Consider the following 14,878-nt stretch of genomic DNA (forward strand, 5'->3'; position numbering starts at 1 on the left):
CGCACGTCCGCAGGACCGCGAGGTGGCCCCGGGAATGTCTCCCGGGGCCACCCCCGTTTTGGGAGACGGCCCCGGTCCTGGCAGACTGGTACGTCGGCCCCGGTTCACGCTCCCGCATCCCGCGGCGGCGACCCGGCGCCCTCCCGGAACCTAGGAGACACCTTGAAGCGCGACATCCACCCCGAGTACGTCGAGACGCAGGTCAGCTGCACCTGTGGCGCGTCGTTCACCACCCGCAGCACGATCTCCAGCGGCAACATCCGCGCCGAGGTCTGCTCCGAGTGCCACCCGTTCTACACGGGCAAGCAGAAGATCCTCGACACCGGTGGCCGTGTGGCCCGCTTCGAGGCCCGCTTCGGCAAGGCCGCCGGCTCCAAGAAGTAGCGAGCACCGATTCGCCGGTCCACGGCCGCGTCCCCGCCCGGGGGCAGGCCGGGACCGGCGTTTTTGGTCGCCCGCCCCTTCACCCACGTACCAGCAGGAGCCCACCATGTTCGAGGCCGTCGAGGAACTCGTCGCCGAGCACGCCGACCTGGAGAAGAAGCTCGCCGACCCGTCGGTCCACGCCGATCAGGCGAACGCGCGCAAGCTGAACAAGCGCTACGCCGAGCTCACCCCGATCGTCGCCACGTACCGCTCCTGGAAGCAGACCGGCGACGACATCGGAGCCGCGCGCGAACTGGGCGCCGACGACCCGGAGTTCGCCGCCGAGGTCAAGGACCTGGAGGCGCAGCGCGAGGAGCTCACCGAGAAGCTGCGGCTGCTGCTGGTCCCGCGCGACCCCAGCGACGACAAGGACGTCATCCTCGAGATCAAGGCGGGCGCCGGAGGCGACGAGTCCGCCCTGTTCGCCGGCGACCTGCTGCGCATGTACCTGCGCTACGCCGAGCGCGTCGGCTGGAAGACCGAGATCATCGACGCCACCGAGTCCGAGCTGGGCGGTTACAAGGACGTCCAGGTCGCGGTGAAGACCCGAGGGCAGACCGAGCCCGGCCAGGGCGTGTGGGCCCGGCTGAAGTACGAGGGCGGCGTGCACCGCGTGCAGCGCGTGCCGGCCACCGAGTCGCAGGGCCGCATCCACACCTCCGCCGCGGGCGTCCTGGTGACCCCGGAGGCCGAGGAGGTCGACGTGGAGATCAACCCGAACGACCTGCGCATCGACGTCTACCGCTCGTCAGGACCCGGCGGGCAGTCGGTGAACACCACCGACTCCGCCGTGCGCATCACGCACCTCCCGACCGGTGTCGTCGCCTCCTGCCAGAACGAGAAGAGCCAGCTGCAGAACAAGGAGCAGGCCCTGCGTATCCTGCGCTCCAGGCTCCTCGCCATGGCGCAGGAGGAGGCGGAGCGCGAGGCCGCCGACGCCCGCCGCAGCCAGGTCCGCACCGTCGACCGCTCCGAGAAGATCCGCACGTACAACTACCCGGAGAACCGCATCTCGGACCACCGCGTCGGCTTCAAGGCGTACAACCTGGACCAGGTCCTGGACGGCGACCTCGACGCGGTGATCCAGGCCTGCGTCGACGCGGACTCGGCCGCCAAGCTCGCCGCCGCGTAAGCACCCGAAGACAGCCCGGAGGACCAGCGTGAACCTGCTGCTCGCCGAGGTGGCCCAGGCCACCCAGCGGCTCGCCGACGCGGGCGTGCCCTCGCCGCGCACCGACGCGGAGGAGCTCGCCGCGTTCGTGCACGGCGTCAAGCGCGGCGAGCTGCACACGGTCAAGGACGCCGACTTCGACGCCCGGTACTGGGAGGTCATCGCCCGCCGCGAGGCGCGCGAACCGCTCCAGCACATCACCGGCCGGGCGTACTTCCGCTACCTGGAGCTCCAGGTGGGCCCCGGGGTGTTCGTGCCCCGCCCGGAGACCGAGTCGGTGGTCGGCTGGGCCATAGACGCGGTGCGCGCCATGGACGTGGTCGAGCCGTGCATCGTCGACCTGTGCACCGGCTCCGGCGCGATCGCCCTCGCTCTGGCCCAGGAGGTGCCCCGGTCCCGCGTGTACGCCGTGGAGCTGTCCGAGGACGCCCTCAGGTGGACCCGCAGGAACATGGAGGGGTCCAGGGTCGAGCTGCGTCAGGGGGACGCCCTGACGGCCTTCCCGGACCTCGACGGCCAGGTCGACCTGGTGGTCTCCAACCCGCCGTACATCCCGCTCACCGAGTGGGAGTACGTCGCCCCGGAGGCCCGCGACTACGATCCCGAGCTGGCTCTGTTCTCCGGCGAGGACGGCCTCGAACTGATCCGCGGCCTGGAGCGCACCGCGCACCGGCTGCTGCGCCCCGGCGGCGTGGTCGTCGTCGAGCACGCCGACACCCAGGGCGGGCAGGTGCCGTGGATCTTCGCCGAGGACCGCGGCTGGACCGACGCGGCCGACCACCCCGACCTCAACAACCGCCCCCGGTTCGCCACCGCACGCAAGGCGCTGCCGTGACCGGCACGGCGCATACTTCTTCCCCCCAGCAGCACGTGTACGAGGAGGCCCGCTCCATGGCTCGGCGATACGACACCAATGACGCGACCGACCGCGCGACCGGTCTGCGCGAGGCCGCGTCCGCAGTGCGCCGCGGCGAGCTCGTCGTACTGCCGACCGACACGGTGTACGGCATCGGCGCCGACGCGTTCAGCTCCGAGGCCGTCGGCGACCTGCTCCAGGCCAAGGGCCGCGGCCGCAACATGCCCAGCCCCGTCCTCATCGGCTCCCCGAACACCCTGCACGGCCTCGTCACCGACTTCTCGGAGATGGCCTGGGAGCTGGTCGACGCGTTCTGGCCGGGCGCGCTGACGCTGGTCGCCCGCCACCAGCCGTCGCTCCAGTGGGACCTCGGCGACACCCGCGGCACCGTCGCCGTGCGCATGCCGCTGCACCCGGTCGCCATCGAACTGCTCACCGAGGTCGGCCCGATGGCCGTCTCCTCCGCCAACCTCACCGGACACCCGGCGCCGGAGGACTGCGACGCCGCCCAGGAGATGCTCGGCGACTCCGTCTCCGTCTACCTGGACGGCGGACCCACCCCGGGCAACGTGCCGTCGTCCATCGTCGACGTCACCCGTCCGGTGCCGGTGCTGCTGCGCGAGGGCGCCCTCTCGCCCGACGAGCTGCGCAAGGTGGTACCCGACCTCGAGGTGGCGAATTGACGGCCCCTGAGGCGGGGCGTGGCATAGGCAGCGGGGAACGAGCCGCGGAGATCACGACCACCTTCGTAGGGCTCCCGCGCGACAGCTTCCGGATCCTCCACGTCAGCACCGGGAACGTGTGCCGCTCGCCCATCACCGAGCGGCTGACCCGGCATTTCGTGCACCAGCGGCTGGGCGTCCTGGGCGGCGGGCTGATCGTCGAGAGCGCGGGCACCTGGGGGCACGAGGGCGCGCCGATGGAGGCCCACGCGGAGACCGTGCTGGCGGAGTACGGGGCGGACGCCTCCGGCTTCATCGGCCGGGAACTGCTCGACGAGCACGTCATCCGCGCCGACCTCGTGCTGACCGCGACCCGCGACCACCGCGCCCAGGTCATCTCCATGGGCCACTCGGCGGGACTGCGCACCTTCACACTGAAGGAGTTCACCCGCCTGGTCGACGCGATCGACCCGGCGACCCTGCCTCCTCTGGAGGACGGGCTGGTCATGCGCGCCCGCGCCCTGGTCCGCGCCGCCGCCGCCCTGCGCGGCTGGCTGCTGGCGCCCACGGCCGAGGCCGACGAGGTGCACGACCCGTACGGCGCCCCGCTGACCTTCTTCCGGTCCATCGGCGACGAGATACACCAGGCGCTGGACCCCGTGGTCACGGCGCTGACCGGAGTGCCCGCGCGGACCTGAGCGTCCGGCGGCGCCCGCGGAACGGATGCAGGAACCCGGGCGTACCGGGACGGGCGGGCCTACATTGGTCGTACGTCAGTGCCGACGTCCGGGAGTCCATGATGACGGTCACCCCTGCGCGCGAGGCCGATGTCCTGCGCCGGCAGGACCCCGAGCTCGCCGAGGTGCTGCTCGGGGAGCGCGAGCGGCAGGCGACCACGCTCCAGCTGATCGCCGCCGAGAATTTCACGTCGCCCGCGGTGCTGGCCGCCCTGGGCTCACCGCTGGCCAACAAGTACGCCGAGGGCTACCCGGGCAACCGGCACCACGGCGGCTGCGAGATCGTCGACGTGGCCGAACGGCTCGCCGTGGACCGCGCCAAGGCCCTGTTCGGCGCCGAGCACGCCAACGTCCAGGCGCACTCCGGCTCCTCCGCGGTGCTCGCCGCCTACGCCGCGCTGCTGCGCCCCGGCGACACCGTCCTCGCCCTCGGCCTGCCCTACGGCGGCCACCTCACCCACGGCTCCCCGGTCAACTTCTCCGGCCGCTGGTTCGACTTCGTCGGCTACGGCGTGGACGCGGAGAGCGGCCTGATCGACCACGAGCAGGTCCGCACCCTGGCCCGCACGCACCGCCCCAAGGCGATCGTGTGCGGCTCCATCGCCTACCCGCGCCACATCGACTACGCCTTCTTCCGCGAGGTCGCCGACGACGTGGGCGCGTACCTGATCGCGGACGCGGCGCACCCCATGGGCCTGATCGCCGGGGGAGCGGCGCCCAGCCCGGTGCCGTACGCCGACGTCGTGTGCGCGACGACGCACAAGGTGCTGCGGGGGCCGCGCGGCGGGATGCTGCTGTGCGGGGCGGAGCTGGCCGAGCGGGTGGACCGGGCGGTGTTCCCCTTCACCCAGGGCGGGGCGCAGATGCACACCGTCGCCGCCAAGGCGGTCGTGTTCGGCGAGGCGGCCACCCCGGCCTTCGCCGCGTACGCACACCAGGTGGTGACCAACGCGCGGGCGCTGGCGGCCGCGCTCGCCGCCGAGGGGCTGACCGTCACCACCGGGGGCACCGACACCCACCTGATCACCGCCGACCCGGCCCCGCTCGGCGTCGACGGGCGCACCGCCCGCGGCCGGCTCGCGGCGGCGGGCATGGTCCTGGACTGCTGTGCGCTGCCGCACGCCGACGACCGGGGGCTGCGGCTGGGCACGGCGGCCGTGACCACGCAGGGGATGGGAACCGGCGAGATGACGCTGGTCGCCGGTCTGCTGGCGAGCGTGCTGCGCGGGGGCACGGACCCCGTACGGGCCCGCGAGGACGTCCGTGACCTGGTGGCGGCCTTCCCCCCGTACCCGCGCTGAGCCGCACGAAATGAGGGAGCCGGCGCTCCGGCGGGGCCGTCCGTGCAACCATCGTCACCACCCGGCAGTCCCCACTCGTATCCGCCCCTCGCTAGGGTGTGGGGCTGTGAAGGCCAGCGAGATCTGTGGGGAAGCCCGTGCGTGAATACCTGCTGACGCTCTGCATCACGGCCGCGGTGACGTACCTCCTGACGGGACCGGTGCGGAAGTTCGCGATCGTGGCGGGGGCGATGCCGGAGATCCGGGCACGTGACGTGCACCGGGAGCCCACTCCGCGGCTCGGCGGGATCGCGATGTTCTTCGGCCTGTGCGCGGGTCTGCTGGTCGCCGATCACCTGACCAACCTCAGCACGCTCTTCGAGAAGTCCAACGAACCGCGGGCGCTGCTGTCCGGGGCGGCGCTGATCTGGCTGATCGGCGTGCTGGACGACAAGTTCGAGATCGACGCGCTGATCAAGCTGGGCGGGCAGATGATCGCCGCCGGCGTGATGGTCATGCAGGGTCTGACGATCCTGTGGCTGCCGATCCCCGGTGTCGGCTCGGTCGCGCTCACCCAGTGGCAGGGCACGCTGCTCACCGTCGCCCTGGTGGTCATCACCATCAACGCGGTCAACTTCGTCGACGGCCTGGACGGTCTCGCGGCCGGCATGGTGTGCATCGCCGCGGCCGCGTTCTTCCTGTACGCCTACCGCATCTGGTACTCGTACGGCATCGAGGCGGCCGCCCCGGCGACGCTGTTCGCGGCGATCCTGATGGGCATGTGCCTGGGCTTCCTGCCGCACAACATGCACCCGGCGCGGATCTTCATGGGCGACTCCGGCTCGATGCTCATCGGGCTGGTGCTGGCGGCCGGGGCGATCTCCGTGACGGGCCAGGTGGACCCGGACGCGCTGAAGCTGTTCGCCGGTTCGGAGAAGGAGGCCGTGCACCAGACGGTGCCGGTGTACATCCCGCTGCTGCTGCCGCTGACCATCATCGCGGTGCCGGCCGCCGACCTGATCCTGGCGATCGTGCGGCGCACCTGGCGCGGCCAGTCGCCGTTCGCCGCGGACCGGGGGCATCTGCACCACCGGCTGCTGGAGATCGGGCACTCGCACAGCAGGGCCGTGCTGATCATGTACTTCTGGTCGGCGCTGATCGCCTTCGGCGCGCTGACCTACTCGGTGAACTCGGCGTCGATGTGGATCGTGCTGAGTGTGGTGATCCTCTCGACGATCGGTCTGGTGCTGCTTCTGCTGCCGCGGTTCACCCCGCGCGCCCCGCGCTGGGCGGAGGCGATCGTGCCGCCGCGCTACCGGCGCGGGAGGGCGTCGGCGGCCGACGCCCCGGAGACCGCCGCCGCGGACACACAGACCGTGGAGGGGCCGCAGGAGGCCGCCTCGGGGGACCGGACGCCGGTGGCGGCCGGTGTCTCCGGCGTCAACGGCGCGAGCGCCGTGGGACCCCGCGCACGCCTGGCCGACCGGTCACGGTCAAGGTAAGAATTCGACTAGAGCATTGCCAAGACGTGGGGGTTCGATGGGGCGGAGTTGGGGGCAGCAACCGCCCCAATACCGGACATAAGGGTCTGATGTCCGCTCAGGCGCGCAGGTTCGCCCTCATGTGTGACCCCACGCACACCGTTCAGGTAAAGACTGCATCAAATAGTTTGTGATACCGTTCACGAGTCCCCGGAAAGAACCGACGAGCCGCCCTCTGGCAGCTCACCGGTGCGGTGAATTCGCACCCGGTCCGGGGGTTTACGCTCGTCCATGACGACACCACGCCCCCTGTGAATTGCGGAGTTGCCGCCATGCCGTCCAATGACGCCCGGAACCTTCTGCAGTGCGCTGTGCCCACAGCGGCTGCCGGAGCGATCACCGTCGCCGTCAGCGGTGCGGTCGCGGGCGGCAAGGGTGCGCTCGGTGCGGCTGTCGGCGCGGTGCTGGCCATCCTGTTCATGGGGATCGGCCTCTACGTCCTGCAGCGCACGGCGAAATCACTTCCGCAGCTGTTCCAGGCCATGGGGCTGATGCTGTACGTCGCCCAGTTGCTGCTGCTCCTGATCTTCGTCGGCGTCTTCAAGGACACCTCCCTCTTCAACCCCCGGACGTTCGCGGCCTCGCTCGTCGTCGCGACGGTCGTCTGGATGGCCGCCCAGGCCCGCGCGCACATGAAGGCCAAGATCTTCTATGTCGATCCGGACGCGGAGAAGAACGAGAAGTCCGAGAAGACGGGGCCGTCGTCGTGACGGGTAGGGGCGCGATAAAGAGCCGTGGGAACTCCTGCTATCGTCCGGTGCCAACTGCGGCATCGCGGGCGCGGGTATCCGAGCTGACGCCTGCTCCATCGCGAGGCTTGATGCCCTCCAGCCGCCCTCACATCCGTAACACCTGTCCGGTGCCGACCCGCGGCTTCATGCCGCGCCGACACAACGAGGTTGCCGTACCTATGCGTCACGCCGAAGGAGCCCGCGGTGAGTGCTGACCAGACCCAGCTCGCCTTTGACTGGAGCTGTCGGATCATGTCCGACAACGGGTGTGGTTTTCCGGCTCCGGGCCTGCACTCGTTCCTCTTCCAGCCGATCGCCACTGTCGGTGGGTTCGAGTTCAACAAGGTGATGCTGCTCGCGCTCATCACCACCGTCCTCGTCATCGGCTTCTTCTACGCCGCCTTCGGCAAGGCCAAGGTGGTGCCGGGCAAGCTGCAGATGGTCGGTGAGGCCGGCTACGACTTCGTCCGCCGCGGCATCGTCTACGAGACGCTGGGCAAGAAGGAGGGCGAGAAGTACGTCCCCTTCATGGTCTCGCTGTTCTTCTTCATCTGGATCATGAACATCTGGTCCGTGATCCCGCTGGCCCAGTTCCCGGTCTCCTCGATCATCGCCTACCCGATGGTCCTGGCCGCGATCGTCTACATCACCTGGGTCGCGCTGACCTTCAAGCGCCACGGTTTCGTGGGCGCCTTCAAGAACTTCACCGGCTACGACAAGTCGCTGGGCGCCGTCCTGCCGCTCGTCATGGTCATCGAGTTCTTCTCCAACCTGCTGGTCCGCCCCTTCACGCACGCGGTCCGACTGTTCGCGAACATGTTCGCGGGTCACCTGATGCTGGTGATGTTCACCGTCGCCTCCTGGTACCTGCTGAACGGCTGGATGATCCCGGCGGCCGGCGTCTCCTTCGCCATGACGATGGCCATGATCGTCTTCGAGCTTTTCGTGCAGGCCGTCCAGGCGTACGTCTTCGTACTGCTGGCCTGCTCGTACATCCAGGGCGCTCTGGCCGAGCACCACTGAGCCCCTACCGCCCCACAGCCCCAGATCGTCCGGTGGCCAACCCCCGCCGGTCCATGAAAGAGAAGGAAGAATCAGCATGGCTGCCACTGAGACCCTCGCCGCTGTCTCCGGTTCGCTCGGCTCCATCGGCTACGGCCTCGCCGCCATCGGCCCCGGCATCGGCGTCGGCATCATCTTCGGTAACGGCACCCAGGCCCTGGCCCGCCAGCCCGAGGCCGCCGGCCTGATCCGTGCCAACCAGATCCTCGGCTTCGCCTTCTGTGAGGCGCTCGCCCTCATCGGCATCGTTATGCCGTTCGTGTTCGGTAAGTAATCACTCCTTACCCGGCACGTTTCGACGAAAGGCACTGATGTGATCGCCAACCTGGTACAGCTGGCGGCCGAGGAGGAGCAGAACCCGCTCCTTCCTCCGGGCCCCGAGCTGCTCGTCGGCACCATCGCCTTCGCCATCGTGTTCTTCTTCTTCTGGAAGAAGCTGCTCCCGAACATCAACAAGGTTCTGGAGGAGCGCCGCGCGGCGATCGAAGGCGGTATCGAAGAGGCCGAGACCATGAAGGTCGAGGCCCAGAGCGTCCTTGAGCAGTACAAGGCCCAGCTCGCCGAGGCCCGGCACGAGGCCGCGCGTCTGCGCCAGGAGGCGCAGGAGCAGGGTGCCGCGCTCATCGCCGAGATGCGTGCGGAAGGCCAGCGGCAGCGCGAGGAGATCGTCGCCGCCGGTCACGCGCAGATCGAGGCCGACCGCAAGGCCGCCGCGTCCGCGCTGCGCCAGGACGTCGGCAAGCTCGCCACCGAACTGGCCGGCAAGCTCGTCGGCGAGTCCCTCGAGGACCACGCCCGGCAGAGCCGCGTGATCGACCGCTTCCTCGACGAGCTCGACCAGAAGGCCGAGGCCGCACGATGAACGGAGCGAGCCGCGAGGCCCTGGCAGCCGCACGTGAGCGTCTCGACGCGCTGACGGACTCCACGTCCGTGGACGCGGCCGCGCTCGCCGACGAGCTGGCCGCCGTCACCGCGCTGCTCGACCGCGAGGTGTCGCTGCGTCGGGTCCTCACCGACCCGGCGCAGGCCGGCGAGGCCAAGGCCGGCCTGGCACAGCGCCTGCTCGGCTCGCAGGTCAGCGGCACCGCCGCCGACCTGGTGGCCGGCCTGGTGCGCTCCCGCTGGTCGCAGTCCCGCGACCTGGTGGACGCACTGGAGGAGCTGGCGAACACCGCCGACCTCACCGCCGCCCAGAAGGCCGGTGCGCTCGACGACGTCGAGGACGAGCTGTTCCGGTTCGGCCGGATCGTCTCCTCCAGCACCGAGCTGCGCGCCGCGCTCACCAACCGCAGCGCGCCCGCCTCCTCCAAGAGCGAGCTGCTGCGCAGCCTGCTCGGCGGCAGGGCGAACGCGGCCACCGAGCGTCTGGTGACGCGTCTCGTGACCGCGCCGCGTGGACGTAGCCTGGAGTCGGGACTCGAGTCCCTGTCCAAGCTCGCCGCCGAGCGCCGGGACCGCATGGTGGCCGTGGTCACCTCCGCGGTGCCGCTCAGCGACGGGCAGAAGCAGCGCCTGGGCGACGCCCTGGCGAAGCTCTACGGCCGCCGCATGCACCTCAACCTCGACGTCGACCCCGCGGTCGTCGGCGGGATGCGGGTGCAGGTCGGTGACGAGGTCATCAACGGTTCCCTGGCGGACCGGCTCGAGGACGCGGGCCGCCGCCTGGCGGGCTGAGCACCACATTCTTCATACGCAGTACGTACTTACGGCCCTGGTTGGGCCGTGCAGAGGATTCACCTCCTGTAGGGGGGAGTCCCCATCCCCCCCAAGTGAAACTTCGGGCCCAACAAGGAGAGCAGGGAACTCAGATGGCGGAGCTCACGATCCGGCCGGAGGAGATCCGGGACGCGCTGGAGAACTTCGTCCAGTCGTACAAGCCGGACGCGGCCTCGCGCGAGGAGGTCGGTACGGTCACCCTGGCCGGTGACGGCATCGCGAAGGTCGAGGGCCTGCCCTCGGCCATGGCCAACGAGCTGCTGAAGTTCGAGGACGGCACCCTCGGCCTCGCCCTCAACCTCGAGGAGCGCGAGATCGGTGCCATCGTCCTCGGTGAGTTCAGCGGCATCGAGGAGGGCCAGCCGGTCACCCGTACCGGCGAGGTGCTGTCCGTCGCCGTCGGCGAGGGCTACCTCGGCCGTGTGGTCGACCCGCTCGGCAACCCGATCGACGGCCTCGGCGAGATCGAGACCGAGGGCCGCCGCGCCCTCGAACTGCAGGCCCCCACGGTCATGCAGCGCAAGTCGGTGCACGAGCCGATGGAGACGGGCTACAAGGCCGTCGACGCCATGACCCCGATCGGCCGTGGTCAGCGTCAGCTGATCATCGGCGACCGCCAGACCGGCAAGACCGCGCTGGCCGTCGACACGATCATCAACCAGCGTGACAACTGGCGTTCCGGCGACCCGAAGAAGCAGGTCCGCTGCATCTACGTCGCCATCGGCCAGAAGGGCTCCACCATCGCGTCGGTCCGCCGCGCGCTGGAGGAGAACGGCGCGCTGGAGTACACGACCATCGTCGCCGCCCCGGCGTCCGACCCGGCCGGCTTCAAGTACCTGGCGCCGTACACCGGCTCGGCCATCGGCCAGCACTGGATGTACCAGGGCAAGCACGTCCTGATCATCTTCGACGACCTGTCGAAGCAGGCCGACGCCTACCGTGCCGTGTCGCTGCTGCTGCGCCGCCCGCCGGGCCGCGAGGCCTACCCGGGTGACGTCTTCTACCTGCACTCCCGTCTGCTGGAGCGCTGCGCGAAGCTCTCCGACGAGATGGGCGCCGGCTCGATGACCGGTCTGCCGATCGTCGAGACGAAGGCCAACGACGTCTCGGCGTTCATCCCGACCAACGTCATCTCCATCACCGACGGCCAGTGCTTCCTGGAGTCGGACCTCTTCAACGCCGGTCAGCGCCCCGCGCTGAACGTCGGTATCTCCGTCTCCCGAGTCGGTGGTTCCGCCCAGCACAAGGCGATGAAGCAGGTCTCCGGCCGTCTGCGCGTGGACCTCGCCCAGTTCCGTGAGCTGGAGGCGTTCGCCGCCTTCGGTTCCGACCTGGACGCGGCCTCCAAGGCGCAGCTGGAGCGCGGTCAGCGCATGGTCGAGCTGCTGAAGCAGGACCAGTACCAGCCGATGTCGACCGAGGACCAGGTCGTCTCCGTCTGGGCCGGCACCACCGGCAAGATGGACGAGGTGCCGGTCGCCGACATCCGTCGCTTCGAGAAGGAGCTCCTGGAGTACCTGCACCGCAAGGAGCAGGGCCTCATGACCTCCATCCGCGAGGGCGGCAAGATGTCGGACGACACCCTGCAGGCCGTGGCCGACGCGATCGCCGAGTTCAAGAAGCAGTTCGAGACGAGCGACGGCAAGCTGCTCGGCGAGGACGCCCCGTCCGCCGCCAAGTGACGTAAGGAAGGGACCTGACTCATGGGAGCTCAGCTCCGGGTCTACAAGCGTCGCATCCGATCCGTCACCGCGACCAAGAAGATCACCAAGGCGATGGAGATGATCGCCGCCTCGCGCGTCGTCAAGGCGCAGCGCAAGGTGGCGGCCTCCACGCCGTACGCGCAGGAACTCACCCGCGCGGTCACGGCGGTCGGAACCGGGTCGAACACCACCCACCCGCTCACCACGGAGGCGGACAACCCGACCCGTGCCGCGGTCCTGCTCCTCACGAGCGACCGCGGCCTGGCCGGCGCCTTCAACGCCAACGCCATCAAGGCGGCGGAGCAGCTGACCGAGCGCCTCGAGCGCGAGGGCAAGCGGGTCGACACGTACATCGTCGGCCGGCGCGGTGTGGCCCACTACAACTTCCGTGAGCGCACGATCGCGGAGACGTTCACCGGCTTCACCGACGAGCCCTCGTACGCGGACGCCAAGAAGGTCGCGGCGCCGCTGATCGAGGCCATCCAGTCGGAGACGGCGGACGGCGGCGTGGACGAACTCCACATCGTCTACACCGAGTTCGTCTCGATGATGACGCAGACGGCGGTCGACTCCCGGCTGCTGCCGCTGCGGCTCGAGGAAGCGGCCGCGGAGACCGCCGGCAAGGGCGAGATCCTTCCGCTGTACGACTTCGAGCCCTCGGCGGAGGACGTCCTCGACGCGCTGCTGCCGCGGTACGTGGAGAGCCGGATCTACAACGCGCTGCTCCAGTCGGCCGCTTCGAAGCACGCCGCCACGCGGCGCGCGATGAAGTCGGCCACCGACAACGCGGGCGAGCTGATCAACACGCTCTCCCGTCTTGCCAACGCGGCCCGCCAGGCCGAAATCACCCAGGAAATCAGCGAGATCGTCGGTGGCGCCAGTGCCCTGGCCGACGCGACCGCGGGGAGTGACAACTAATGACCACCACTGTTGAGACCGCGACGGCTACGGGCCGCGTCGCCCGGGTCATCGGCCCGGTCGTCGACGTGGAGTTCCCCGTCGACGCCATGCCGGACATCTACAACGCCCTGCACGTCCAGGTCGCCGACCCGGCCAAGGAGGGCGAGCTCAAGACGCTGACCCTCGAGGTCGCGCAGCACCTCGGTGACGGCCTGGTCCGCACCATCTCCATGCAGCCCACCGACGGTCTGGTCCGCCAGGCCCCGGTGACCGACACGGGCGCCCCCATCTCCGTGCCGGTCGGCGACTTCACCACCGGCAAGGTGTTCAACACCCTCGGTGAGGTGCTGAACACCGACGAGGAGTACACGGGCGAGCGCTGGCCGATCCACCGCAAGGCGCCGAACTTCGACGAGCTCGAGTCGAAGACCGAGATGTTCGAGACCGGCGTCAAGGTCATCGACCTGCTGACCCCGTACGTCAAGGGCGGCAAGATCGGTCTGTTCGGCGGCGCCGGCGTCGGCAAGACGGTGCTCATCCAGGAGATGATCTACCGCGTCGCCAACAACCACGACGGTGTGTCGGTGTTCGCCGGTGTCGGTGAGCGCACCCGTGAGGGCAACGACCTCATCGACGAGATGAGCGAGTCGGGCGTCATCGACAAGACCGCGCTGGTCTTCGGCCAGATGGACGAGCCCCCGGGCACCCGTCTGCGCGTGGCCCTGGCCGGTCTGACCATGGCGGAGTACTTCCGCGATGTGCAGAAGCAGGACGTGCTGTTCTTCATCGACAACATCTTCCGCTTCACCCAGGCCGGTTCCGAGGTGTCGACCCTGCTCGGCCGTATGCCCTCCGCGGTGGGCTACCAGCCGAACCTGGCCGACGAGATGGGTCTCCTCCAGGAGCGCATCACCTCGACCCGTGGTCACTCGATCACCTCGATGCAGGCGATCTACGTCCCCGCGGACGACCTGACCGACCCGGCCCCGGCCACCACCTTCGCCCACCTCGACGCGACGACGGTGCTCTCCCGTCCGATCTCGGAGAAGGGCATCTACCCGGCCGTGGACCCGCTGGACTCGACGTCCCGGATCCTGGACCCGCGCTACATCGCGCAGGACCACTACAACGCGGCCATGCGCGTGAAGAACATCCTGCAGAAGTACAAGGACCTGCAGGACATCATCGCGATCCTCGGTATCGACGAGCTCGGCGAGGAGGACAAGCTCGTCGTCCACCGTGCCCGTCGCGTGGAGCGCTTCCTGTCCCAGAACACCCACGTCGCCAAGCAGTTCACCGGCGTCGACGGGTCGGATGTCCCGCTGGACGAGTCGATCGCGGCCTTCAACGCGATCTGCGACGGCGAGTACGACCACTTCCCGGAGCAGGCGTTCTTCATGTGCGGTGGCATCGAGGACCTGAAGAAGAACGCGAAGGAGCTGGGCGTCTCCTGACCCCCGCGCTCTGACGTGAGCCGAACGGCTCACTCTTGAGGGGGCGGGCACGTCCCGCCCCCTCTGCCACGCCCACTAGACTTGTAACCAACACCCGGCACTACCGCCGGGTGGTGACCCGAGGAGCCACCTTGGCTGCTGAGCTGCACGTCGCGCTGGTCGCGGCCGACCGAGAGGTCTGGTCCGGCGAGGCCACCCTGGTCGTCGCGCGCACCACGTCCGGCGACATCGGCGTCATGCCCGGTCACCAGCCGCTGCTCGGTGTGCTGGAGTCGGGCCCGGTGACCATTCGCACGCCCGAGGGCGGGACGGTCGTCGCCGCGGTGCACGGCGGATTCATCTCGTTCGCGGACAACAAGCTGTCCCTGCTGGCCGAGGTCGCCGAGCTGTCGGACGAGATCGACGTCCAGCGCGTGGAGCAGGAGCTCGCCCGCGCGAAGGCGGAGGACGACGCCGAGGCGCAGCGCGCCGCGGACGTCCGTCTGCGGGCGGCTACGGCGGGGCGCTGATCCGTGGGGGCCCCTCCCAGGCCCTTGGGGCACTGGGGGAGAGGTAGATGACGTCACTCAGCCGCGGCCGGCACCGGAGCGATCCGGAGCCGGTCGCGGCTGAGGCAGATCTGGATGATTTTTCCGTTCC

The 14,878-nt window shown here is 69.7% G+C and carries 16 protein-coding genes; all 16 read left to right on the top strand.

Annotated elements, in window-relative coordinates; translation table 11 throughout:
- The first annotated feature begins 162 nt into the window (after positions 1-162).
- Complete coding sequence (gene rpmE / locus ACP7TJ_RS22720) at positions 163-384, top strand: 50S ribosomal protein L31 (RefSeq protein WP_006130146.1); 222 nt, start codon at positions 163-165, stop codon at positions 382-384.
- Between the two features lie 106 nt (positions 385-490).
- Complete coding sequence (gene prfA, locus ACP7TJ_RS22725) at positions 491-1,558, top strand: peptide chain release factor 1 (RefSeq protein WP_427764965.1); 1,068 nt, start codon at positions 491-493, stop codon at positions 1,556-1,558.
- A gap of 28 nt (positions 1,559-1,586) precedes the next feature.
- Positions 1,587-2,432, top strand: a complete 846-nt coding sequence (gene prmC / locus ACP7TJ_RS22730; RefSeq protein ID WP_093768131.1) for a peptide chain release factor N(5)-glutamine methyltransferase — start codon at positions 1,587-1,589, stop codon at positions 2,430-2,432.
- Positions 2,433-2,488: 56 nt separating this feature from the next.
- Complete coding sequence (locus ACP7TJ_RS22735; protein ID WP_093768132.1) at positions 2,489-3,136, top strand: L-threonylcarbamoyladenylate synthase; 648 nt, start codon at positions 2,489-2,491, stop codon at positions 3,134-3,136.
- Positions 3,133-3,813 carry a protein-tyrosine-phosphatase gene (locus tag ACP7TJ_RS22740; RefSeq protein ID WP_427764970.1) on the top strand — a complete coding sequence of 227 codons (681 nt, stop codon included), beginning with the start codon at positions 3,133-3,135 and terminating at the stop codon, positions 3,811-3,813. Before ACP7TJ_RS22735 ends, ACP7TJ_RS22740 begins: the two co-directional genes overlap by 4 nt.
- 101 nt (positions 3,814-3,914) lie before the next feature.
- Entirely contained in the window at positions 3,915-5,153 is a 1,239-nt protein-coding gene (gene glyA, locus ACP7TJ_RS22745; protein WP_370164808.1) for a serine hydroxymethyltransferase, read from the top strand.
- Positions 5,154-5,290: 137 nt separating this feature from the next.
- Complete coding sequence (locus ACP7TJ_RS22750) at positions 5,291-6,634, top strand: MraY family glycosyltransferase (RefSeq protein ID WP_093768135.1); 1,344 nt, start codon at positions 5,291-5,293, stop codon at positions 6,632-6,634.
- Between the two features lie 311 nt (positions 6,635-6,945).
- Positions 6,946-7,383: a hypothetical protein gene (locus ACP7TJ_RS22755; RefSeq protein WP_093768136.1), complete on the top strand. Its 438-nt coding sequence runs from the start codon at positions 6,946-6,948 to the stop codon at positions 7,381-7,383.
- Positions 7,384-7,656: 273 nt separating this feature from the next.
- Positions 7,657-8,427: a F0F1 ATP synthase subunit A gene (atpB, locus tag ACP7TJ_RS22760; RefSeq protein ID WP_093768137.1), complete on the top strand. Its 771-nt coding sequence runs from the start codon at positions 7,657-7,659 to the stop codon at positions 8,425-8,427.
- A gap of 76 nt (positions 8,428-8,503) precedes the next feature.
- Positions 8,504-8,740 (top strand): ATP synthase F0 subunit C, encoded by a 237-nt coding sequence (gene atpE, locus ACP7TJ_RS22765; protein ID WP_093768138.1) that lies wholly within the window; start codon positions 8,504-8,506, stop codon positions 8,738-8,740.
- 39 nt (positions 8,741-8,779) lie between these two features.
- Entirely contained in the window at positions 8,780-9,328 is a 549-nt protein-coding gene (locus ACP7TJ_RS22770) for a F0F1 ATP synthase subunit B (RefSeq protein ID WP_093768139.1), read from the top strand.
- Positions 9,325-10,140: a F0F1 ATP synthase subunit delta gene (locus tag ACP7TJ_RS22775; RefSeq protein ID WP_093768140.1), complete on the top strand. Its 816-nt coding sequence runs from the start codon at positions 9,325-9,327 to the stop codon at positions 10,138-10,140. The genes ACP7TJ_RS22770 and ACP7TJ_RS22775 overlap by 4 nt, the downstream gene beginning before the upstream one ends.
- A 134-nt stretch (positions 10,141-10,274) precedes the next feature.
- Positions 10,275-11,864, top strand: a complete 1,590-nt coding sequence (gene atpA, locus ACP7TJ_RS22780; protein ID WP_093768141.1) for a F0F1 ATP synthase subunit alpha — start codon at positions 10,275-10,277, stop codon at positions 11,862-11,864.
- A gap of 21 nt (positions 11,865-11,885) precedes the next feature.
- The gene (locus ACP7TJ_RS22785) at positions 11,886-12,803 is read left to right on the top strand and encodes a F0F1 ATP synthase subunit gamma (protein ID WP_427764977.1); all 918 of its coding nucleotides are present in this window, start codon (positions 11,886-11,888) and stop codon (positions 12,801-12,803) included.
- Positions 12,803-14,239, top strand: coding sequence for a F0F1 ATP synthase subunit beta (atpD, locus tag ACP7TJ_RS22790; RefSeq protein ID WP_093768143.1), 1,437 nt, complete (start codon positions 12,803-12,805; stop codon positions 14,237-14,239). Before ACP7TJ_RS22785 ends, atpD begins: the two co-directional genes overlap by 1 nt.
- A 131-nt stretch (positions 14,240-14,370) precedes the next feature.
- The gene (locus ACP7TJ_RS22795) at positions 14,371-14,748 is read left to right on the top strand and encodes a F0F1 ATP synthase subunit epsilon (RefSeq protein ID WP_093768144.1); all 378 of its coding nucleotides are present in this window, start codon (positions 14,371-14,373) and stop codon (positions 14,746-14,748) included.
- The last annotated feature ends 130 nt before the right edge of the window (positions 14,749-14,878 follow it).

It is taken from the genome of Streptomyces sp. DSM 41931 (genome assembly GCF_050271085.1).
In the GTDB taxonomy this organism is placed as follows: Bacteria; Actinomycetota; Actinomycetes; order Streptomycetales; family Streptomycetaceae; genus Streptomyces; species Streptomyces albogriseolus.

Excerpts from the sequence above, each read along its gene's own strand:
- ACP7TJ_RS22735 (WP_093768132.1), top strand. The coding sequence starts at position 2,489 with ATGGCTCGGCGATACGACACCAATGACGCGACCGACCGCGCGACCGGT.
- prfA (WP_427764965.1), top strand. The coding sequence starts at position 491 with ATGTTCGAGGCCGTCGAGGAACTCGTCGCCGAGCACGCCGACCTGGAG.
- ACP7TJ_RS22755 (WP_093768136.1), top strand. The coding sequence starts at position 6,946 with ATGCCGTCCAATGACGCCCGGAACCTTCTGCAGTGCGCTGTGCCCACA.
- atpE (WP_093768138.1), top strand. The coding sequence starts at position 8,504 with ATGGCTGCCACTGAGACCCTCGCCGCTGTCTCCGGTTCGCTCGGCTCC.
- atpD (WP_093768143.1), top strand. The coding sequence starts at position 12,803 with ATGACCACCACTGTTGAGACCGCGACGGCTACGGGCCGCGTCGCCCGG.
- atpB (WP_093768137.1), top strand. The coding sequence starts at position 7,657 with ATGTCCGACAACGGGTGTGGTTTTCCGGCTCCGGGCCTGCACTCGTTC.
- atpA (WP_093768141.1), top strand. The coding sequence starts at position 10,275 with ATGGCGGAGCTCACGATCCGGCCGGAGGAGATCCGGGACGCGCTGGAG.
- ACP7TJ_RS22775 (WP_093768140.1), top strand. The coding sequence starts at position 9,325 with ATGAACGGAGCGAGCCGCGAGGCCCTGGCAGCCGCACGTGAGCGTCTC.
- glyA (WP_370164808.1), top strand. The coding sequence starts at position 3,915 with ATGACGGTCACCCCTGCGCGCGAGGCCGATGTCCTGCGCCGGCAGGAC.
- ACP7TJ_RS22785 (WP_427764977.1), top strand. The coding sequence starts at position 11,886 with ATGGGAGCTCAGCTCCGGGTCTACAAGCGTCGCATCCGATCCGTCACC.